Consider the following 22291-nt stretch of genomic DNA (forward strand, 5'->3'; position numbering starts at 1 on the left):
TCTTAAAGGAGGAAATGGAGAAGGCTGCTTAAAAAATATTTCCATTTTTTACTTGACTTTTTAAATGGAAAGTTCAAACCTACAAAATACAGTTAAGAAAATAGAAAACGGAAAACAGAAATTTCCAATTCCAACGTGTTAACTTGCAAACTTTCTAACTTACAACTTTGTAAACGTGCATAAGGAAGGAAAGGGAAACGGGAAACAGAAAATAGAAATTCCCAATTCCCAGTTCCTAATTCCCAATTCTAACGTGCCAACGTTCTAACGTGCAAACGTGTAAACGTGCTAACGTTCCAATTTAACAGAAGGCGATTTTGCATTTTTCAATTTGCATTCTGCATTGAGCCATTGCGCTTAACTCTACTTTTTAAAGAAGTCAACCTTGAGGTATTTCCTTATTCCACTTATTGAACGCCAAAAATCCTTAATTCATCCCTGCCTGCCGCCTGCCTGTCCCCGCCTGCCTGCGGGCAGGGGCAGACAGGGCAGACAGGAATGCTTTTAAAGATTCACGCCTAAATTTTGGGGAATGTTCAAAAAAAGATATTCTTGACAGCATTTTTGCACTGCTATATCATTTTGAGAAGAATGAGTTAATGAGGTATAAACCTTGAAAATACTAGTTACAGGAGGAGCAGGTTTTATTGGTTCGCATGTGGTTGATGGGTATATTAAGGCAGGTCATGATGTTGTTGTAGTGGATAATCTTTTCACAGGAAAACGGGAAAATATAAATCCTGAGGCTAAATTCTATGAAATAGATATAAGGTCAAAGGGTCTTGAAAAGATATTTGAGAGGGAGAAACCGCTAATAGTAAACCACCATGCAGCTCAAATATCTGTCCCAGTGTCTGTTGAAAATCCTATATTTGATGCTGAGGTAAATATCATTGGTCTTATAAACATATTACAGGCATGTGTTAAATATGGTGTTAAAAAAATAATCTTTGCCTCATCAGGTGGCGCAATCTATGGCGAAGCCCAGGAGTATCCTACATCAGAAAAATATCCACCACTGCCTTTATCCCCATACGCAATCGCAAAATTGACTTCAGAATATTACCTTGAGTTTTATAGACATCAATATAGGCTAAATTACACTATCTTGAGATATGCCAATATTTATGGCCCCAGACAGATACCCAAAGGAGAGGCAGGAGTGGTAGCAATATTTATAGAAAATCTTTTATCAGGAAGGCCTTCTGTTATGTACCATTTTCCGGACGAACCAGATGGAATGGCAAGGGACTACTGTTATGTTGAGGATGTAGTAAAAGCAAATATCCTTGTTTTAAAAAATGGTTCAAATGAAATATTTAACATAGGTTTTGGTAAACCTACTAGGACCAGGGAGCTTTATAAAAGGCTGTATGATTTGGTGAATAATTCTAACCCATCACTTAGATCACCAGTTCCTGCTCCTCCCCGACCTGGAGATATAAAACGCAGTTGTCTTAATATAGATAAAGCCAAAAGAATGCTTGGCTGGACTCCAGATGTCAGCCTTGAAGAGGGGCTCAAAAAAACTGTTGGATGGTATTCTACACATAAAGTTTAAGGAGCAGTTACCTCTATTCTAATATCTTATAACCCATATAAGCATACTGCAGCCCTGAAGCCACTGTTAAGATTAAAGTGATACCAAGTAGAATTGAAAGAAGTATAGGGGGAAGGGTTACTTGAATATTGGTTAAGACTGTCAACACGGTGATGATTTGGACCAAAGTAGTGGTCTTGCCTAGTAAGGATGGTTTAACTTCAAATTCAATGTCGAATAAAAAAAACAAAAGGGCACCTAAAAGGATAAATGCATCCCTACAAAGCACTATAACTGCTAACCAACTAGGTATAAATTGATACCAGGCTAATAATACAAAGCTAGAACAGAGTAATAATTTGTCAGCTATAGGGTCAAGGCAGGCACCTAACCTGGTAGCTTGATGGAGGTAGCGGGCCAGAAAGCCATCGATAGCATCAGTTATTCCTGCAATTAAAAAGGTAATCGTGGCCAAACTAAAGTAATTATTGAGGATGAGAATGATGAAAACAGGTGTTAGCAGAAACCGAAAGAAGGTGAATAAATTTGGCCAAGACAATCTTTACTCCTCATTTTCTTAAACAAATAGAGCTACCTCTTACCTGGTCTATAACAAAGCCAAGAGTGCTAAGTTGATTAACTAAATCAGGCATTATTCCCTTATAACTTCCTGTATAAATTACTTTTTTTGAGGTTATTTCTCTTATACTTATCTCCACTATTCCATTCATCTCTTTTAGGGTATACCATATATTGAAAATGTCTTTATACTTTGAAATACCCGTAAATACTAATTTAAACATTGTGCCTTTTCTTTTATATTTTCCTAACCAACCAGATAATTTAGGCACAATTTCATAAGCCATATTTTGGTTTTGATATAAAATAGTTTGAGTAAGTTTCTCAATGTCAGGAGCAAAAACCTTATGCTTAAAGTGCTCTCGGAAAATGGTTTCGTTATAAGTAGTGTATATTAACTCTGGAGTAGAATCTAAATCCCAAGTACTCGGTTCTCCGGATTCAGGAAAATGGGTGTTTACTGAAAGATTAAAGATAAAGGGAATTCCTTTTTGAAAGGCATAGTCTGATATTTTTTCTCTTGTTAACACTTCTTCATAGACAGGGCTAAAGCCAAAAACCAAGAAAAACTGTTGCCAAAATGATAAAATTTGAGTCTTGAAATCTATATCTTCAGGCAAGGTGAAGAAAAGTAAAATTTTTTCTCCATTTGCAGAGTTAATAATGCCCAAATTAGATAGTTTACGGGCCAATCTTCTCCAATCTATCCTTGCCTCTATTTGTATACGGTAAATACCATCTCTAGCCTCTTCTTGCACAATACTATAATTTTGAATAAAGTCAGATGGTGATATTGTTTCTCTTATTTGTTCAGCATAAGGATAAACTGTTTTTACTGTATTCATTACAGCCTGGTCTAAAGCAGTATCAATGGCTTCTTGCCTACTATTTATCACATTATCCATTAAGGGAGCCGTGCCTGTGACAATAACACTTTCCTCTGCCTGAGTAGTGAGGGGAAGAAATATTAAAACCAAAAAAATAAAAATATTATTTTTCCAAAAATTGGGAAATTGCATTTTTTATCCTCTCTTTTTCTTCAGGCAAATACCATGCTATATTTTTTTCTTGGCGAAACCAAGTCAATTGTCTTTTGGCATACCGCCTGGTGTCTCTTTTTATTAAAGACTTGGCTTCCTCTAAACTATGTTTGCCTTCAAGATAAGCAATCACATGACGATAGCCTATAGCCTGCATGGGTTTTAAGCTAGTTTTATACCCCATTTTAAGTAATTTTTCTACTTCTTCTACCAATCCGTGCTTAAACATTTGTTCTACCCGATTTTCAATATGGCGATAAAGGACTTCTCTAGGGCGATAAAGACAGATTTTTAGATATTTATAATCCTCTCTCATAAAATGATGCTGTTTTTGATGCCAAGAGATGGGTTTACCGGTGAGCTCATAGACTTCAATAGCCCTAATTAAGCGGACAATATCCCTAGGTTTAATTCTCCTAGCGGCTTCAGGGTCGATTTGGACAAGCCGTTGATGTAAATATTCTCTACCTCTCTCTTTGGCCACCTGGTTTAAACGTTGTCTTAAGGCCATATCAACAGGAGGGGCTGGAAAAACTCCATGGATAAGTATCTTTAAATAGAGCATAGTGCCGCCAACCACTAATACTTGCTTACCCCGAGTGAGAATATCTTTAATTACCCAGTCTGCATCTGCCTTAAATTGAGATACATCATAATCTTCATCTGGATACTTAATGTCTATTAAATGGTGAGGGACGATGGCCCTTTCTTTAAGTGTAGGTTTAGCGGTCCCAATATCCATGTAACGATAAATTTGCATAGAGTCTGCATTGACAATTTCTGCATTGAATGCCTGAGCTAGGTTTAATGACAAGGCAGTTTTACCTACCCCTGTGGGACCAGTGAGGATAATAATCTTTTCCTTCATGAACGATGGAAAAAACGAGCAATTTCTTCTTTGCTAAATAGTTTATAAAAAGGCCGGCCATGGGGACAATGTAAAATATTTAGTTTCTTGAGCTCCTTTAGTAAAGATACCATTTCCATTTCCGTCAATACATCATGTGCTTTAATGGAAGCATGACAGGCCATGCTTTTTAATAAACTAGGCACTATATCTGATAAAGTTGATGTCTTGCTCAATAAATACAAGTCTTTTAGGACATTTTCTAAAATTTTCCTCACATCTCTTTGAACCAAAAAACTAGGGACAGAGCGAATAACAAAGCTAAATTCACCAAATGGTTCTAAAACAAACCCTAGTTTTTGCAGATGGGGGAGGATTTCTTCTAAAAGGCTGGCCTCCACTGGGGATACTTCCAATAATACTGAGGTTAATAGCTCCTGGGAATGAGATGGCCCATTCTCATAAAGAGATTTTATTTTTTCATAATTTAAGCGTTCATGGGCAGCGTGTTGGTCAATGAGCATCAAACCTTCTGGGACTTCACACAAGATATAAGTCCCCCATAGTTGTCCTAAAACACGAAAGGGAACTTCCTCTACTTCAGCCATAGGCATTTTTTGAGGATAAACTGAGCTAAAGTCTTTTACCTGAGAAGAAATTTTACCTGTATCTTTATTAATTGAAGGATAAAGAGGAATATCACCTTCCAAAGTTTCTTCTTGAAATAGGCTTTCTCCCAATGCCTGTTTAATAGCTATTCCCAAGACCTCCTGAACTATATAAGGCTCTTTAAATCGGACTTCCTGTTTGGTGGGATGTACATTCACATCTATTTCCTCTGGAGGTAGCTGAATAAACACTACCAAAAGAGGATACCTTCCTTTAGGCCAAATATCTTCTAAAGTTTTATAAACAACTTGGTTGAGAAAAGGACTCCTTATCCAGCGATTATTAACATAAAAATACATATCTCTAGTAGTAGGCCGACTAAACTCTAAAGGGGCAATAAAACATTTTATTTTTATATCATTTTTTTCTTCCTCCCTTTGTTTTAGCTTTTGGGCTAATTTTAGACCAAATATTTGACTAATACGTTCTACTAAATTATTAGCAGGAGGAAGGTTCAATAAAATGCGGTTTTCACTTTTCAATAAAAAATGCACTTGGCTATGAGCCAGACCAAGCCTCACTATGGTTTCATAAATATGTCCTAATTCCGTAGCATCTTTTTTTAAAAACTTCAGCCTCACTGGGGTATTAAAAAACAGGTCTTTTACTTCCACCATAGTGCCTATAGGCATGCCTATTTCCCTCTCTTCCTTTATTTCTCCACCTATGACCAGGATTTCCTTCCCCCAAGGATAATTAGGCACCCGGCTAGCCAAATGTAACTTAGAAATACCAGCAATACTGGCCAAGGCTTCACCTCGGAATCCCAGAGTGTGAATATGAAATAGGTCTTCTGGCTCACTAATCTTACTGGTAGTGTAGCGTTGGATAACCAAAGGCAAATCCTCTGGAAGGATTCCCATACCATTGTCTTCTACTTTAATCAAGGCCTTTCCTGCCTTTTTTAATTGTATTTTAATATGCTGGGCTTGGGCATCTAGGGCATTCTCCAATAACTCTTTTACTACTGCAGCAGGGCGTTCTATTACCTCCCCTGCTGCTATAAGGTTAATTAAGGATGGGGATAAACGTTTTAATCGTCCCATTATTTAAAAGTTGGTTCTCTTCCAGCTAAAAGTCGTTTGATATTATCTTTATGACGATAAAAAATTAAAAAAGCAATAACCACGGCCAATAAGATATACACTTTTTTATCAGAGAATAAACCCATTAACACAGGCATGGCTAAGGCAGCAGAAAGAGAGGCTAATGAGACATAACGCCAGCGCCAGGCTACAAAGGAAAAGACCATAATATCTACCAATACAGCCAAAGGACATAATCCCAAAAATACCCCAGTGGCCGTAGCTACTCCTTTCCCTCCTTTAAATTTTAAAAAAATAGAAAATATATGTCCTAAAAAGGCCGATAAACCAGCCAAGGCTACTATGGTTTGTTCTTGCCAGGTATCAGTGCCTATTAGGATAGAGAAAAATAAGACTGGTAATAATCCCTTGGTTATATCTCCTATTAGGGTAATTATCCCTGCTTTTTTCCCCACTATTCTAGCTACATTAGTAGCCCCAATATTTCCACTACCTTTCTGAGTGAGGTCGGGATGTCCATATTTTCTAGCTACCAATATTCCTACTGGAATAGCACCTAGAAGATAACTGAGAAATAAGCCCAAAAGGAGATACATATTTATCCTTCGCAGTATAAAATGCCTGACAAGTAAATTTGGCGTTATTTGCTATATTGCTCTATAAATTCTATAGCCTTTTTTACATCATAAGGACTGCCCATAATAACAGGCACGCGCTGATGTAAGGTCTCAGGAACAATATCTAAAATTCTCTCTCTTCCAGTTGAGGCTATTCCTCCTGCCTGTTCAATGATAAAACCCATAGGATTGGCTTCATAAAGCAACCTTAATTTTCCATTGGGATTCTTTTTATCTGCAGGATACATAAAAATTCCACCTTTTAAAAGAGTCCTATGAATATCTGCTACCATGCAGCCTATATAACGCATACTATATGGTCTTTTGGTCTCTTCATCCTTTTCTTTCAACCAATCAATGTATTTCTTAATCCCATTTTCTATCCAATGCTTATAGTTTCCTTCATTCACGGAGTAAATCTTGCCTTTTTCTGGAATCTTTATAGGTTCATGAGAAAGTAGATAGGTTCCCACTGCCGGGTCAAAGGTAAAACCATATACTCCATGCCCTGTAGTATAAACAAACATAGTGCTTGAACCATATATGATATAACCTGCCGCTATCTGCTTATTTCCAGGTTGAAGTAAGTCATCCATAGTAGCCATTTCTCCGCTAGATGTTCTCTTAAAGATAGAAAAAATGGTGCCAATACTAATATTTATATCAATATTAGAAGAACCATCCAATGGGTCAAAGGTAATAACATATTCACCGCCATTGCTGATTAATACTGCTTCTTTCATTTCTTCAGAAGCCATCGCACAAAACCGTCCTGAGGTTTTTATGGCCTCCATAAAGACATGATTAGAAAATTCATCTAACCTTCGCACCCTTTCCCCAAAGACATTGAGTTTACCAGTAAACCCCAATATATCCACCAGCCCTGCTTTTCGGACATGTCCCCTCACCACCTGTGAGGCAGTAGCTAATTGTTCCATAATAATGCTAAATTCACCTCTTGCTCCTGGATGTTTCCTTTGCTCTTCTAAAATAAACCTGGATAAAGGCATACCCAGTCTCTCACTCATTTTAACCTCCTACTTAATCTAAAACACCCTTTGGTTTGGGTGGATTAACTTTTATTGGCTTAATATATTTTTTTACATATTCTTTAGTATGAAATACATTCAATTTTTCAAATATAAGATGGAATTTTTTTTGTAATGCAGAAAGCATTTTTTCTTTTATCTCTACTGGTAATTCCCAAAAAGTCTTTTTAAATGGGCCAAATGCCTTTTTTCTAGTCTTATAAAGAAACTGCTGTTCAGTCATACCTTCTTTCCATTCTTTTTTAAAATGAATCTTAAGATAGTCATAAATCTCATTTTTTATATCTTCTGGTAAATAATCATAAATAATATTTTGAAATCCAGTAGCTAAATGAATTTCTGAGGTATTTACTTCAGGGAATTTATCAAAGAGTTCGTCAGGAAGAGTAGAGGCACCATGTTGCACAGCACCAGATAAACCATATTTTTTTCTAGCCACTTCAGAAATGCTTCTTAATACCTCAAAGTCCAGTTTTACCTTAGCAATAGTTCCATCTGGCAGAGGGATACCACCATGAGCAGTGCCTGTCTGCACACTAATCTTACTTATCCCCGGCATTTCACCTTTTTTTCTAAGGACATTCAAATAACCTTCCATAAAGGCCTCAAACTCTTCTACCGTGGAATTTTTGCCTCCAATGTGGCCAATCTCTGCACCCACAGAAACAGTGATACCTTCAGGCTCCAAACTTCTAATAAATGCTGTCACTTCAGCAGTGCATTCATAATTTTCTTTTTGCTGCTCCATCAGGGTGGGTTTACTATAATCTACCAAAGTAGATGGGTCTATATCTATATTGTAAAAACCTGCTTCTATGGCCTCTTGGGTAAGTGCTTTAATTGTTTGCAATTCAGCTTCTTTATCTTGAGCATATTTCTTCTGATTAAACTGAAAATGATCTCCTTGAATAAAAACCGGACCAGAAAAACCTTCCTTGATAGCTGCTCCTAAAAGGCAAGCAGTATACTCTGATGGTCTTTGCTCAGTATAGCCTATCTCTGACTTGGCAATTTCAAATATAAATGTTCCTATTTCTTGAGATAACACTAGTTTAAACACCTCCCTAGCTACATCATAAGTCATTCCTCGCAAATTTACCGCCGGTACAGTAAAACCCCCAATTTCTTCCCTACCTACTGCCATATAAAGTTCATGGATAGAAGCAGGTATGATTTCTAAGGCCTGGGCTAATGCCCTGATACTCCAGCGAGTTGCGTTTTTTAAGGCCACATCTTGAGTAAAGACAGATGTATACACTAAATCATCAATAATCTTATCTTTTAGTTTATCCTCATGTTTTACTACCAATACCTCTCCTTCCAACCGGGCTACACTTTTTAATGCCTCATTTAATTCCTGGATATTTTTATACAAAGTCACACCCCCATTATTTTTTCTTTTTAAGATATTATAGATTAGGGGAGAAAGTCAAGGGATGAATTAAGGATTTTTGGCGTTCAATAAAAGGAATAAGAAAATACCTCAAGGTTAACTTTCGCCAACCTATTTATAGCTTAGCAGATTGCTCCGTTAAGCCATCAAGACCAAGCCCTTCAGGGTGGCTTTCGCCAGTCTTGATGGCACTTCGCAATCTGCTTTTTAAAAACTAGAGTTGGTTGAAAGGAAAAAAAGTTTTTTTCTTTCTCGCCAACCTTAATTTTCAGGAGCACGCTGCAAAGCGCTGTCAAAGCCGTAAGCCCAAAGGGTGCGGAGTGAAACGGAGCAGCTTTGACAGCAAGCGAAGCAGCGTGCTAAACTAGAAAACAGGTTGGGTAAAGGGAATATGCATCTGACTTTTTCAACAGCCTGCAAAGACACAACCCATCTATCCGAAAACCTTTGGCCATTTACTTAAGTGAGGGCTGTGGTAAATTCAGAAAGGAAGTGGTAAACTTAAAGCGCCCTGGTAAAGGTCAGGAGGCGACATTGGGCTTCATGGAAGGATGGAAAGAGAGTTTTGAGAAATTCAATCTTCCTTCTTCGTGGGGAAGTCCAAAAGCAGATCTGTGGCGCATAGAAAAAGAAATTGATGAAAAAATGGCAAATGTTATAGCGCCGAGGGAGTTTCCTGACCTTGGCTTTTGGTACTACAATAGGCATGATATAGACCACATCAAGCGAGTCATTGGCTATCTCTATGAGATTCTAAAAACGAGAAAAATTAAATTAAGGCCTCATGAGCAATATCTCCTTTATCTGGCCGCCTATGGTCACGATCTTGGCATGACTATTTGGAACGATTTACTGAAAGAGGCTTACGAGAGGGCGTTGGGCAGGAAGATAGATACATCTCTTATGCGAAAGACCCACGGTGTAGCTAGTGGTAATATAATAGAGGACATTTTAAAACCTTTGGGATGCCCCCAAATTTTGGACACTGTTAGTGTTAGGGGGTCGTTATAACGACCCCCTAACTTGGACATCACCAATGTTAGGGTTAAAGAATCTTTTATTCTCTGCCTTTTTCCCATATTTCCTTTGGTGTTTTGTATCCAAGTGCACTGTGTAATCTGCAAGTGTTGTAATCCTCTATCCAGTTGTTTATCTTTTCCCTTGCCTCAAAAATATCACTAAATATCTCTCTATTCAAGCATTCAAGGCGCAAAAGCTTGTGAAAGCTTTCCATATGACCATTATTAAATGGCTGTCCAGGTGGTATCACTTCCTCTTCTATATTCCATCTATGTATAAGTGCCTTGAAATGTTTTGATTTAAATTCAGGCCCATCGTCACGTCTTATCATTTTGGGAGGCCCGTATAGTCTAAAAAGTTCTTCAAGATGCTCAGATACAACTTTACCACTAATACTAAAGCCAACCACAGGCTCAAATGCCCTCCTGGAATAAACATCTATTACATTGAACACTCTAAAAGCCCTTCCATTTTCGAGACTGTCATGGATAAAATCCATTGCCAAAATTTCTCCGGCATAGGTAGCAGGAGCAGGATTGAATTCTTTTTGCCTTGTCTTATGCCGCCTCTTGCTCTTAAAGAAACCATATCTATTAAATCCCTCTTCTTTCCAAATCCGATAAACCTTTTTGTGATTTACATTAAAACCCTCTTTCTTAAGAAGCACAGTAATTTTTTTGTAACCATAAGTTTTATAAATCATGGCTAATTGCCTTATCCTTTCCCGTAAAATCTTATCTTTAGAAAATTTAGTTGTTTTATAATAAAAGGTTGAACGAGAAATCTCTAATCTCTTAAGTATCACACTTAAAGAAATACCTTTAGGAGAAATCTGTTTACTTATGCTATGTATTCTTTTAGCTAACATGTGTTTTTCCTCTAGGTTAGAAGTTTTTTTTAATAAGTTCTGTTAGTGTTTGTATTTCTAATTCTTTTTCAGCTAAAAGTCTTTTAAGTCTTGCATTTTCTTCCTCAAGAGCTTTGAGTCGTTTGGCTTCAGAAGCAGAAAAACCCTTGTATTTTTGTCTCCAGCGATAGATAGTTTGTTCTACTATTCCATATTTTCTAGCGACAAACGCCACAGAGTTACCTGGAGTTTCAGCTTCAGCCAAGATACGAATGATTTGGTCAATACTAAATCTATTTTTCTTCATAGCCGCTCCCCTTAATCCTAACATTTTACATGTCCAAAAAATGGGGAGCAATCCACCTTATATTAAAAATCCTGAGGCTCTTGGAGTGATAAGAGAGATTGTAAGTTATCACTGTGGGGAGATAGAAAACATAGAAGATCTCACCAAGGAGAGGATAATTGATGGTAAAAAAATTCGAATTGGTTTGCTCATTGCCCTTTTAAGGATTGCTGATACTATGGATGCTGGTGAGCAGAGGTTACCCGATGAGGAGATTATAGCAACTTCTCTTGCCCTTTCCTCTACCTGTGAGCCATTTCAAGGTCAGTTTGAACACTATATGAGAAGAAAGATTATAGAATCATGTCACTATGAGAAGGAAGGGATTGTCCTCAGAGTCAGAAGGAGATTTTGTAACTTTGAGGTTAAAAGTCCAGCAGGTAAAAAGGGAAAGTCTATCTGTGTTACAGGTAAGGATGCCTTCTTGGGTGTGTTGGAGGAGTTTGGTAAAGAACTTGGTTCACCTGAAAATTTAGATGAGCTGGAAGAAAAATTTCCTGATTTAGCATGGGATAAGCTTGAAGATGTGTGGAAAAAGCAAACGTCCAATAGATTGCTAGAAAAATACAAGCTTAAAATCCCATGGATAGTTGACTTTTTTGGACATCCTTATGGGGCAATTCCAGTTAATTGGGAATCAAAAGCTGAAAAGAAACGGAAAGGATATGATAAAGACCCACATTCTATTGAAACTCTTCTTGCTAAGCGAGGTATAATAAAACCTCCTATTAAATCCCTTATGCTAATAAAAGAAGCTTTAGCGGCACAGGATATTAAGCCAGACCCCTTTAGACCAGGCCGTCTTTTCTGGCCAGACATAGAGGGACTTTTAAAAAGAGATGAAATAGACAAGATTCTCAGATGTTTTACTAAGAATAATGTTGTGCTTTTGGAGGGTTATCCAGCAAGTGGAAAGTCATCCATAGCCTGCCGACTTGGTTATGAATTAGTGAAAGAAGGTAAATGGGTCTATTATGGAAATTTAACCACCAGGGTAGGGCTAAATTGCCAGCCTAAGGAACTGCCAGGTAAGCTTCGTGAGGAAGTAGAAGAGGTTAAAGCGGAGGTTTTCATTATCATTGAAGATATTCATCACATGCTTAAAGAATTCGATAGATTAAATCCTATCGCTAATCAGAAGAATATAAAACTTCTTCTCACCTCAAGACCTCTAAAACAGTATGATATAGAGGAATACTTCGGCCATCATGAAGGAAGGAGTCTTTACTTTCAGTGGATTGTCCCTGAAAACAAAATTGAGTTGAAGACAGACAAAGATGTGGTGGAAAAGATTTTGAGGGAAGCAGGAAGTTCTTTTAGCAATTTAGACCCTATATTAGAGACAATTGGAAAAGATCAGCCCAATCTCCTCCTTCTCTCTTTTCTGATTCAGGCCTCTAAGGAAGAAAGAAAGCAGACTGATGAAATCAAAGAAGAAGAAATCAGGAAATCGGTGATAGACCATCTGAATGGATTAAAAAAAAGCGCCTGTAAGACTTCTCAGGAGCGAAAGGCATTTAGAGACCTAATTGGCACGCTGTCTGTCCTCTCCGAATTTGAGGTGCCGATGGAAAGGAGATTTATAGATGGGGGAGCTGTTGGTAATCTCTTAGAGAGACTTGAAAAGAAAAAGGAGATCCTTTCTCTTAAGGGAAGAATTTTTGACCAGGAATATTACCTTCTTCCCCACTCTCGACTTGCTTCTCTTTATAGAGATGTTTGCCTTGATGAAGAGAAGAGGAGAGAGGTTCTTAAAGATTATATCATTCAAGGAGATTTTTTTGGCACATTGATAAGCCGGCTGGCATTTGAGGCAGGAAGTTTGCTTAAAGGCCTCATCAAAGACTCAAGAAGAGAGTTCATTAAAAGAGACCTTTCTCAGGCCAGCATTAAAGAGATAGGATATTTCCTTGGGGTTATCGCCTGGGCTGATAAAGAGCTAGCAAAAGAGATAGCAAGGGTACACAGTGATATCCTAAGGCAAAAGGATCTCTCTCAGGCCAGCATTAAAGAGATAGTATATTTCCTTGAGGGAATCGCCTGGGCTGATGAAGAGCTAGCAAAAGAGATAGCAAGTGTACACAGTGATACCCTAAGGCAAAGGATCTCTCAGGCCAGCATTAAAGAGATAGGATATTTCCTTTGGGGTATCGCCCGGGCTGATAAAGAGCTAGCAAAAGAGATAGCAAGTGTACACAGTGATACCCTAAGGCAAAAGGATCTCTCTCAGGCCAGCATTAAAGAGATAGGATATTTCCTTATGGGTATCGCCCGGGCTGATGAAGAGCTAGCAAAAGAGATAGCAAGTGTACACAGTGATATCCTAAGGCAAAAGGATCTCTCTCAGGCCGGTATTGAAGAGATAGGATATTTCCTTTGGGGAATCGCCTGGGCTGATGAAGAGCTAGCAAAAGAGATAGCAAGTGTACACAGTGATATCCTAAAGCAAAAGGATCTCTCTCAGGCCAGTATTAAAGAGATAATAGATTTCCTTGAGGGTATCGCCCGGGCTGATAAAGAGCTAGCAAAAGAGATAGCAAGTGTACACAGTGATATCCTAAGGCAAAAGGATCTCTCTCAGGCCAGTATTAAAGAGATAGGAAAGTTCCTTGAGGGTATCGCCCGGGCTGATAAAGAGCTAGCAAAAGAGATAGCAAGTGTACACAGTGATACCCTAAGGCAAAAGGATCTCTCTCAGGCCAGCATTAAAGAGATAGGAAAGTTCCTTGAGGTTATCGCCTGGGCTGATAAAGAGCTAGCAAAAGAAATAGCAAGCATGCACAGTGATATCCTAAGGCAAAGGATCTCTCAGGCCAGCATTAAAGAGATAGGATATTTCCTTATGGTTATCGCCTGGGCTGATGAAGAGCTAGCAAAAGAAATAGCAAGTGAGCACAGTGATACCCTAAGGCAAAAGGATCTTTCTCAGGCCGGTATTGAAGAGATAGGATATTTCCTTTGGGGTATCGCCCGGGCTGATAAAGAGCTAGCAAAAGAGATAGCAAGGGTGCACGAAAAAATATTGAAAAAGAAACTGTCTGAGGAGAAAAATTATAACGCTAGGGGGTTCTTTATATGGGTGATCAATGCGTACATCGATCCCGTCATGGTCAAGAGGCTAGAAAAACAATATCGGGGCGAGAGGATGTATTCTTTTAAGAAGGTTTTAATATCAATTAAAAACACCCTTTTCCATCCACCTTTTTAGAAACATTATTGGAAGTAGACCGTACCAGAACCATAATAAATCGCAGCCCGGAGATTACTGATAAAAAACATTGCAATCACTGCTAAATTAGCATAAATAAAAATTAGGGGTCCACCTCAGTAGGCTTGTATGTAATTTCTATCAAGCACAGCATGTACTCTGTTTTTAAGAGAAGTCCTTACTTTTACAAAGGCTATTCTAAACCTTAGAAGATTTCTCTAGTTTCAAAACCAGGCATATAAGCCTTTGGGATAAGACCTGAACGAAGTAGATGAGCAAGTATTGCTTCATCTACAAAAGGAGAAATTTCATCATAAAAATAAACCCAATTAAAAGTAGCTTCCATAACTGCTTTGGGAACGTTTTAACGTTTAAACGTTTTTATCCATAATAGTTGAAACAAAATACTTTTTATGAAGATCAATTCCCATATAATACATACTTGCCCCTCCTTCTTTGCTAAAAATCCCTGCCTGCCCCTGCCCGACGGCAGGCGGGGACAGGCAGGCCATACTACCAGAGGTGCACAACTTTTTCATGTTACCATACTGTGCGTAAAGTCGGTTACTATATTTGTAGGTTTTCTTTTAAAGTTATTACTGTTTTGAAGAGCTTACCTTATCTTTCTTCTCGGAAAGCTTTTAAAAATTGTGGGGAAAGTCCTGATAGGCAAATAAAAAATTCTAATTGTTAAGCAGTAAAAAACTTGTTTAAAAGGTGCAATTTTGAATAAGAGAAAAATAACCTTAAAGTATCCCTAATCTAAATATTAGCCCGCCTTTTTCCTTTGCATTATCACAGGAGGAACAATTAAAAGGGCGGTAGCAATTTCTCCAATGAGAACCGCTATCCAAGATTCAGTAAAGTGCCAAATCACCCCACCTGTAACTATAAACACAATACCAAAAACAATCAAAATTCCTATAATCCGCTGTATTGGCATATTAATTCCTCACAAAAATTCCTTAACTTACGCCTCTATTTCTTCATTAACTGAGACAGCTATTTTATAAAGAATGGTTACCACTAAAAAGCCTGTGGCCCATACCCCTAAAGTAATTAGTGCCTCAGGTACTGTAGGCCAATACTCAGTTATTTCTTCCAAAGGATTAGGCACAAAACCACCAGTAACCAAACCAAGACCTTTGTCTATCCAGGTAGTAATTATCAATAATACACAACAAAAGGCCAATGAACCTTCATTTCTGCGTATACTAGGAATGACCAAAAGGATGCAAACTATAAACATTCCTATCATAGAGACCCACATCCAGGGCACCAACTTCCCATGTCCTTCTAATCCAACAAATAGATATTTAAAGTGATTCATATGCCCTGGTATCTGACTGTAGAAAACAGTAAAAACCTCAAACAAGAAGAAACAAAAATTGATGATAATGCAATAAGTAATGATCTTAGCTAAAGTCTGAATTGCCTCTCTCCCTGGGTCAAATTTACTATATTTTCTTATAATAAGAGCCAGTAACACTATAAATGAAGGACCAGCCGCAAAGGCGGAGGCAAGAAAACGAGGAGCCATGATAGCAGTAAGCCAAAAATGCCTTCCAGGCAGACCCGAATAAAGAAATGCAGTTACAATATGAATACAAGGTGCCCATACTACAGAGAAAACAGCCAAAACTTTTACCCATTTGGCAGGTTCCATGTGAAAACGCTCTGCCTCTAAGGCCGCCCAACCTACTACCACATTCAAAAAAAGATATACATTCAAAACAATCATATCCCAGAATAAAATAGAATTAGGAGTAGGATGTAATAATACATTAAAAAGACGCATGGGTTTTCCAAGGTCCACAATAATAAATAAAAGGCACATAATGATAGCAGCTATGGCCATAAACTCTCCTAAAACAACAATCCTAGCAAATTTCTTGTAATTATGAAGGTAGCAAGGTAAAGCTATCATTACACCTCCAGCCGCCACGCCAACCAGATAGGTGAATTGGGCAATGTAAAAACCCCAAGAGACATCCCTACTCATGCCCGTAATCTTTAACCCTACCTTTAACTGCCAGAGATAACAAATAGCACCTACTCCTACAATAGCAGCCAAAATGGCTACTACTGTCCAGTACTTCCGCCCTCCAACTAATGCCTTTTCAAACATAGCGCTACCTCATTATATTAAATAATAAACTGCTGGCCTGGTTCCTAGACCAGGTTTACGCTGAATAGAATAGCGTGAACGTAATATCTTTCTTACCTCCGATTCCGGATCTCCCAAATCACCAAAAATCATTGCCCCCTCAGATACTTCCACACAAGCTGGCATAAGACCCTTCTCAATCCTTTCAGAACAAAATTCACATTTTTCTACTACTCCCTTGGTCCTGGTTGGATATTCCGGGTTCTCCTTGACAATAAAGGGACGGGGGTCTTGCCAATTAAAGCTCCTTGAGCCATAAGGACAGGCAGCCATACAGAACCTACAGCCAATACAACGATGCATATCCATCATCACAATGCCATCTTCTCTTTGAAATGTAGCCTTTGTAGGGCAAACTTGCACACAAGGAGGATTCTCACAGTTATTACAAAACACAGGCACAGGTATATGTTCTAATACCTCATCCATGTGTTCATGTGCCTGTTCTGGAAAGGCATGTTCAAAATGTGTTTCCCAAATCCACTTAATCTCACGTTTTTTATCAGGAATATGAGGCACATTATGAATACTATGACAGGCCTTTATGCACTTTTCAACAATTTCTTTATTCATCTTTTTTAAATCTACTACCATAGCCCATCTTTTTGCATGTAAAGCTTTAGGATTAGGTGAGATTTGTGAGGCATTTAACTGGTTCTTAAAAAGTGCATTTAGAGCCATAGTAGGGGCACCTAACCCCATTACCGAAACACCTGCTATTTTTAAAAATTCTCTTCTGTTAAGGCCCATCACTTCTCCTCCTCTTCCTTAGGCTCAATATGACACTCCCAACAATATGGTGTTACATCTACATAGTTATGGCATTCATCGCAAAATTTTTTCTTATTAGAGTGGCAATCCATACAGGTATTTTGCAAACTCATTTCATATTTTTTGTCATGAAGACCTACATAAATCCTATTACCATCACGGACCACCCAATCTCTCCACTTATCCAGTAATGCCATATGCTCTGCTTGCATGTATTCTTTAGACTCCACACAAAACTTTGCCTTTTCTGCCTTGGGAGTGAGCTTTGGCTCTGGTATTTTTGCCGCCTTCCCTAAATTGAACCAAAAGGGTAAAGTAAATAAAGCAATGCCAATAATGAGGCCGGTTAAAATTTTACCTCCATCATACATTCTTTACTCCTCCATTTCCTCTTCTTCTACTTCTACTCCTTTAACAGGCTTCTTAAGGGGTAGTCCTCTTAAATCCGTTGTCCGGCTCTTCTCGCCAGGAAATACCAGGGCATTGGCTATCAATTCATGAATACCACCCACATCTACTGCAGGACACCAATATTCCATCATAGAAACCAAAGTAGCTCTATCAATAGCACAGATACACAGGAGGCGATTCACTCCATGTTTTTCATGCACATACTTTACCGCACTCCCCCGGCATATACCGCCTCTCATGCGCATCTCTAAAAATTCATCCGAACCTACACCACTTCCACCTGAACAACAAAAAGTCTTTTCTCTAATAGTATTCTCAGGCATCTCATAAAAATTATTACAACATGCCCTAATGCAATATCTTGGTTCTTCAAAGAGTCCCATGGCCCTAGAAGGGTTACATGAATCATGATAGGTAACTATTAGATGGTCATTTCTGCTGGGGTCTAAATCTAATTTACCATGTCTGATTAAATCAGCCGTAAACTCACAAATATGCACCATCTTTGTAGACCTTGCATTCTCAAATACCGTGCCAGTAATAGGATTAACCGGCACTTCCAAAAAATCCGCAGGACCATTCATGGTATCCATGTATTGATGCTTATCCCTCCACATATGGCCACACTCTCCCCCAATAATCCACTTCACCCCTAATCTTTTAGCCTCAGCATATATCTTAGCACTCAGTCTCTTTTGTGCCTCATTAGAAGTAAACATCCCAAAATTTCCACCTTCTCCCGCATAAGCACTCCAGGTATAGGTAAGACCATATTTTCTTTTTAGCCATTCAAATAACATCATATAACCGGCACAGGTATAAGTGCCTTCTGTGCCGAAATAATCACCAGAAGGGGCAACAAATAAGATATCTGCTCCTTTTTGATTAATAGGGGTTTCTATCTTGATTCCAGTAACAGCCTCTATATCGTCCTCTAAAAATTCAAATGTCTCTTTAAAGGCATGCGGTTGAATACCAAGGTGATTCCCTGTGCGTTGACAATTAGCTACTGGTTCTATGGTCCAGGCTACATGTAAACCCAGAGAAACAAGGAGCTCACGCATAAACATGGTGATCTCACAAGTATCAATACCATAAGGACAAAAAACCGAACAACGACGACATTCTGTGCACTGAAAGGCATAATAAAAGATTTCCCTCAATACATCCTCATCAAGGTCTCTAGCACCTGCAAGTTTCCCTAAAACCTTTCCTGAAGTGGTAAAATATCTCCGATATAACGACCTAAAAAGTTCGGCCCTGAGTACAGGCATATTTTTAGGGTCTCCACCTCCAATAAAAAAGTGACACTTATCCGCACAGGCACCACACCTCACACAAATATCCAGAAAAAGCCTAAAAGAACGCCACCTTTTAAGCCTATTCTCCATTCCTTCTATAAATGTCTCTTTCCAGTTTTCTGGAAGTTGCCAATCTTCTGAACCTACTTCCCACTCTCTGGGATTTGGGAAACCCATATATTTTGTATGCTTTTCACGCGCAGCAAAGCAATAAGTTCCTTTTTTGAACACGGGTTTGGTTTCCATCCATGGCTTTTCAGGTGGAACATAGTCTATAGACCTCAATAATTCATCTTTTTCTGGACAAAACTCTCCAGTTTCTACTGCCATTTTATTCCTCCTTATCTAGTGGTATGCCTGCGGCTTTTATTTTATCTTTGAATTCCTCTTCCCATTCTTCATAGGTGTGAATTACAACTGGAGGATTCCAAGGATTAATATGCCTAACAGCCCGATTATTATTGGCTAAATTCCGCGTAGGACTGAGAAACACTCCTGCCATGTGGGTCAGTTTGCTAAATGGGAAATAGGCAAAAAGAACACTTACCAAAAAGATATGGACATAAAAAATAGCACTAATACCCTCAGGTAGCCTAGGATGAAATGTGGCTAATCCCATAGTCAATTCCTTTACAGCCACTATATTGGTCTTAAAGATATAGCGCATGAGAATGCCACTCAGGGCAATGCTTATTATAAGAAAAAGAGGAAAATAGTCAGCAGGAAGAGAAATATAACGCAATTTGGGGTCAACCACCCGTCTTGCCAAAAGAAAGAGCAAAGCCGCCACAAGAACTATACCACTCAAATAGAGCGCAGGTATGGTAATCTGAAAAAGCCCATCTATTTTTTCAATAAGGCGCACAAAAAAGGGAGTAGGTTCTGTAAAAAACCTCAGATGTCTGATTAAAACTACCAAAAAAGAATAGTGAAAAGCTATTGCCCCTAACCATAGCCATTTGGCAGATACAAAGGAAAGCCTCTCTCCATGTCTTACGGTCTTTGTATTTCTAAACAAACTACGGAAAAAAAGCACCTCAAGCACCATCCTGCCTATTACATCAAAGGTAGTAAAAGGGCTTTCCAAACGACTATATTTAATCCAAGGTAAACTCTTCTCTTGCCCACAAGTAGTGGGAATGCGGAATGGTACCGGACACTTTGCCCATTTCACCACTTGATAAATCATGCCTGCTAAAAATATAATAAAGGCTAAATAAGGTATGACTATTCCAAAAAGAACTTGTAAGTGTGAGGCTACCCCTATAATAGGAATTAATATAAGGGCTATCACTATAAAAAGTGCCGAGTAAAAAGAAAAATTAAAACTCATTTACTCCTCTCCTCATTTCAATATTTTTAGAATCGGAATTGTCTTCTTTAAAATCAGGGATTTCATATATCAAATCTGCCCTTTTTAATAAACTGTATGTCTTCCTTTTTATTTCATTTACCCTAATTTCATAAAGTTTCTCTTTACATTGCATATATATATTAAAACAAAGAAGAGCTAAATGATCTATTTTGGATTCAAGTTCTAACCACTCATCTGCAAGTCCATCCTTTAGAATTGTTTCTTCCAATTCTTCTCTAATTGCTTTCTTTAATAAAAAGATAAAGGATACTGCCTGGGCAGGAGAAAAATCCTGAACTGCTCTAATTCTAGCAATTTTATCAATAAAAATGGTTACTTCGCTGTCTTCTACTTTCTCAATAAGTGCCCGATAAATACCACCTATCCCCTTACGAAACTCATATCCCACTGGATTGAGGAACCTATCTTTTTCTTTTTTAAAAAAGATTTGTCCGCGTTTTTGATAACCTTCTAATATTAAATCAAGCCACTTATCTAAAATAACAGACCTTTTTTCTATCAATAGATTTTGCAAATTCATAACATTTATATCAATACCATTTTTTTCAATAACTCACTTAATGAAATGCCTTATATACTAAGTAACCTTTTTTGTCAAGATAATTTTTCTAAAAACTAAAATTTAATGATTTTCTAAATATCATGCCTTTAATCCTTCTGGAATTTCCATGCATTCAATCAGTAATTCACTAATGAATTTAGTATGCATATCCAATTTATAATAGTTAATAATATCTTCCATCCCACTATGGCAGTTGTGACATGGGGTGACAAGAATTTTTGCTCCAGTTCTCTGCAACTGTTCTGCCTTTACTTTATTGCTATCCACCCGCTTTGTCTTCCAAGGTGGCCCACAATTGATAACTCCGCCTCCTGCGCAACAACAGTAATTGTATTCTCTATTGGGCCACATTTCCCTGAAGTCTTCACATATCTCCTGCATAATATAGCGGGCCATTTCATGTAGACCTCTACCCCTTATAACATTACATGGGTCATGTAGGGTCACAGGTTCTTTTATCTTTTTGGCAATCTTAATCCTACCCTCACACAACAATTCATAATAAAATTGTATGGCATGAATAACAGGAATGGGATGCATCTTCCAACCCAGAGTTCTATTGCCTACATCATAAACAGACCTGAATGCGTGGCCACATTCACCCATCACAATTTTCTTCACTTTAAGGCGCATAGCTGCTTCAAAATGGGCCTTTTTTATTCTGCCCATGACCTCCCAATCTCCAGAATACATAGCCATATCACTATTGTCCCAGCCATCAAAAGAGGGCATTGTCCAGTCAATTCCAGCTACTGTCATAATTACAGCGGCATTGGCCAGTAATTGAGCCAAAATTTTGGGTTCTGGCCCAATCACAGAATACATTACATCCGCTCCTTCTTTATCAAGGGGAATGCGCACAGTAGAAACCATATCTTGGGCATCTTCTTCTTGCCACTGTAAGGTATCAATCCATTCATCTTGCTTTACCCACATCTGATTCATAGTCACTGAATGACTATTTACCGTGTCCTGTAAATATTGAGGCACTACTCCACAAAAATGGCATATCCTTCTGATGAGACTCAACATCCATGCTATATCTATTCCAAAGGGACAATACATGGCACAGCGTTTACACATGTTACACTCAGTATAGGCAATTTCAGCCATTTTTTTAATGAATTCAGGTGTAAGCTTCCCTTTTCTCTTTAAGATTTCCCAAAGAGTCTCTTTAATCTTCGCTACCGGGGCAAAACTAGGGTCACAGTCATTAGAAAGATAGTGATGACAAGCAGCAGAACACAATCCACAATGGATGCAAGTATCCACATAAGTCTTAATCCTGGCTAGACCTTCTCCCCTTAATACCCGATTAACTGCCTTTTCTATTTTTTCAGGAGTTAATCTCTTCATTCCTTCTTCTAAGCCAATATCAGTTATGTCCCATTTTTTGGCTCTTTCTATCATAACTTGGATCCTCCATTAATAAAAAATAAATATTAAAGACTTATAGACCTTTTTATCCTTTTTTAATTTTGTTGTCAAGTATTTTTTAAACCG

At 38.2% G+C, this 22291-nt stretch carries 22 protein-coding genes; 3 read left to right on the forward strand and 19 right to left on the reverse strand.

Features of this window, described 5'->3' with window-relative positions; all coding sequences use genetic code 11:
- Positions 1-613: 613 nt before the first annotated feature.
- Complete coding sequence (locus HS1_RS11425) at positions 614-1561, forward strand: NAD-dependent epimerase/dehydratase family protein (protein WP_066065586.1); 948 nt, start codon at positions 614-616, stop codon at positions 1559-1561.
- Positions 1562-1574: 13 nt separating this feature from the next.
- Here HS1_RS11425 and HS1_RS11430 read toward each other — a convergent pair whose 3' ends face one another.
- Genes HS1_RS11430 through HS1_RS11460 form a run of 7 tightly spaced genes read right to left on the reverse strand, consistent with a single transcriptional unit; the run spans position 1575 to position 8762 of the window.
- Positions 1575-2099 carry a CDP-alcohol phosphatidyltransferase family protein gene (locus tag HS1_RS11430; protein WP_066065592.1) on the reverse strand — a complete coding sequence of 175 codons (525 nt, stop codon included), beginning with the start codon at positions 2097-2099 and terminating at the stop codon, positions 1575-1577.
- A 10-nt stretch (positions 2100-2109) separates the two neighbouring features.
- The gene (locus HS1_RS11435; RefSeq protein ID WP_066065595.1) at positions 2110-3138 is read right to left on the reverse strand and encodes a hypothetical protein; all 1029 of its coding nucleotides are present in this window, start codon (positions 3136-3138) and stop codon (positions 2110-2112) included.
- A complete protein-coding gene (gene miaA / locus HS1_RS11440; RefSeq protein WP_066065597.1) occupies positions 3110-4027 on the reverse strand; it encodes a tRNA (adenosine(37)-N6)-dimethylallyltransferase MiaA in 918 nt (305 codons plus the stop codon). Before miaA ends, HS1_RS11435 begins: the two co-directional genes overlap by 29 nt.
- Positions 4024-5721, reverse strand: coding sequence for a DNA mismatch repair endonuclease MutL (gene mutL, locus HS1_RS11445; RefSeq protein ID WP_066065600.1), 1698 nt, complete (start codon positions 5719-5721; stop codon positions 4024-4026). Before mutL ends, miaA begins: the two co-directional genes overlap by 4 nt.
- The gene (gene plsY / locus HS1_RS11450) at positions 5721-6317 is read right to left on the reverse strand and encodes a glycerol-3-phosphate 1-O-acyltransferase PlsY (protein ID WP_066065603.1); all 597 of its coding nucleotides are present in this window, start codon (positions 6315-6317) and stop codon (positions 5721-5723) included. The genes mutL and plsY overlap by 1 nt, the downstream gene beginning before the upstream one ends.
- Positions 6318-6361: 44 nt before the next feature.
- Entirely contained in the window at positions 6362-7366 is a 1005-nt protein-coding gene (gene fbp, locus HS1_RS11455; protein ID WP_066065606.1) for a class 1 fructose-bisphosphatase, read from the reverse strand.
- 13 nt (positions 7367-7379) lie between these two features.
- Positions 7380-8762, reverse strand: coding sequence for a class II fructose-bisphosphate aldolase (locus HS1_RS11460; RefSeq protein ID WP_082757809.1), 1383 nt, complete (start codon positions 8760-8762; stop codon positions 7380-7382).
- A gap of 561 nt (positions 8763-9323) precedes the next feature.
- On the opposite strand from HS1_RS11460, the gene HS1_RS11465 reads away from it, so the two are divergent.
- Entirely contained in the window at positions 9324-9791 is a 468-nt protein-coding gene (locus HS1_RS11465; RefSeq protein ID WP_066065612.1) for an HD domain-containing protein, read from the forward strand.
- Positions 9792-9837: 46 nt separating this feature from the next.
- Here the strand turns inward: HS1_RS11465 and HS1_RS11470 are convergent, their stop codons facing one another.
- Positions 9838-10668 carry an IS3 family transposase gene (locus HS1_RS11470; protein ID WP_066060228.1) on the reverse strand — a complete coding sequence of 277 codons (831 nt, stop codon included), beginning with the start codon at positions 10666-10668 and terminating at the stop codon, positions 9838-9840.
- A 16-nt stretch (positions 10669-10684) separates the two neighbouring features.
- The gene (locus HS1_RS11475) at positions 10685-10978 is read right to left on the reverse strand and encodes a transposase (protein ID WP_082757749.1); all 294 of its coding nucleotides are present in this window, start codon (positions 10976-10978) and stop codon (positions 10685-10687) included.
- Between the two features lie 16 nt (positions 10979-10994).
- Here HS1_RS11475 and HS1_RS11480 point away from each other — a divergent pair, with 16 nt between their 5' ends.
- Entirely contained in the window at positions 10995-14201 is a 3207-nt protein-coding gene (locus HS1_RS11480; RefSeq protein WP_066065615.1) for an HD domain-containing protein, read from the forward strand.
- Positions 14202-14406: 205 nt separating this feature from the next.
- On the opposite strand, the gene HS1_RS13235 is transcribed toward HS1_RS11480, so the two are convergent.
- The 10 genes from HS1_RS13235 to tmcB all read right to left on the reverse strand — a co-directional run bounded on the left by HS1_RS13235 (position 14407) and on the right by tmcB (position 22198).
- Positions 14407-14547 carry a hypothetical protein gene (locus HS1_RS13235; RefSeq protein WP_156469469.1) on the reverse strand — a complete coding sequence of 47 codons (141 nt, stop codon included), beginning with the start codon at positions 14545-14547 and terminating at the stop codon, positions 14407-14409.
- A gap of 25 nt (positions 14548-14572) precedes the next feature.
- Complete coding sequence (locus HS1_RS13480; RefSeq protein WP_172793685.1) at positions 14573-14740, reverse strand: hypothetical protein; 168 nt, start codon at positions 14738-14740, stop codon at positions 14573-14575.
- Between the two features lie 230 nt (positions 14741-14970).
- Positions 14971-15144, reverse strand: coding sequence for a hypothetical protein (locus HS1_RS13240; RefSeq protein WP_156469470.1), 174 nt, complete (start codon positions 15142-15144; stop codon positions 14971-14973).
- Between the two features lie 27 nt (positions 15145-15171).
- Entirely contained in the window at positions 15172-16329 is a 1158-nt protein-coding gene (dsrP, locus tag HS1_RS11485) for a sulfate reduction electron transfer complex DsrMKJOP subunit DsrP (RefSeq protein ID WP_066065618.1), read from the reverse strand.
- Positions 16330-16341: 12 nt separating this feature from the next.
- Positions 16342-17118 (reverse strand): sulfate reduction electron transfer complex DsrMKJOP subunit DsrO, encoded by a 777-nt coding sequence (dsrO, locus tag HS1_RS11490; protein WP_066065621.1) that lies wholly within the window; start codon positions 17116-17118, stop codon positions 16342-16344.
- Positions 17118-17510, reverse strand: coding sequence for a sulfate reduction electron transfer complex DsrMKJOP subunit DsrJ (gene dsrJ / locus HS1_RS11495; RefSeq protein WP_066065625.1), 393 nt, complete (start codon positions 17508-17510; stop codon positions 17118-17120). The genes dsrO and dsrJ overlap by 1 nt, the downstream gene beginning before the upstream one ends.
- Positions 17511-17513: 3 nt before the next feature.
- Positions 17514-19181, reverse strand: a complete 1668-nt coding sequence (dsrK, locus tag HS1_RS11500) for a sulfate reduction electron transfer complex DsrMKJOP subunit DsrK (RefSeq protein ID WP_066065629.1) — start codon at positions 19179-19181, stop codon at positions 17514-17516.
- Position 19182: 1 nt separating this feature from the next.
- A complete protein-coding gene (gene dsrM / locus HS1_RS11505; protein ID WP_066065632.1) occupies positions 19183-20184 on the reverse strand; it encodes a sulfate reduction electron transfer complex DsrMKJOP subunit DsrM in 1002 nt (333 codons plus the stop codon).
- Positions 20174-20746: an RsbRD N-terminal domain-containing protein gene (locus tag HS1_RS11510; protein WP_066065635.1), complete on the reverse strand. Its 573-nt coding sequence runs from the start codon at positions 20744-20746 to the stop codon at positions 20174-20176. Before HS1_RS11510 ends, dsrM begins: the two co-directional genes overlap by 11 nt.
- Positions 20747-20866: 120 nt before the next feature.
- Positions 20867-22198 carry an electron transfer complex ferredoxin TmcB gene (gene tmcB, locus HS1_RS11515; RefSeq protein ID WP_066065640.1) on the reverse strand — a complete coding sequence of 444 codons (1332 nt, stop codon included), beginning with the start codon at positions 22196-22198 and terminating at the stop codon, positions 20867-20869.
- Positions 22199-22291: the final 93 nt, after the last annotated feature.

This window comes from Candidatus Desulfofervidus auxilii (genome assembly GCF_001577525.1).
GTDB lineage: Bacteria > Desulfobacterota > Desulfofervidia > Desulfofervidales > Desulfofervidaceae > Desulfofervidus > Desulfofervidus auxilii.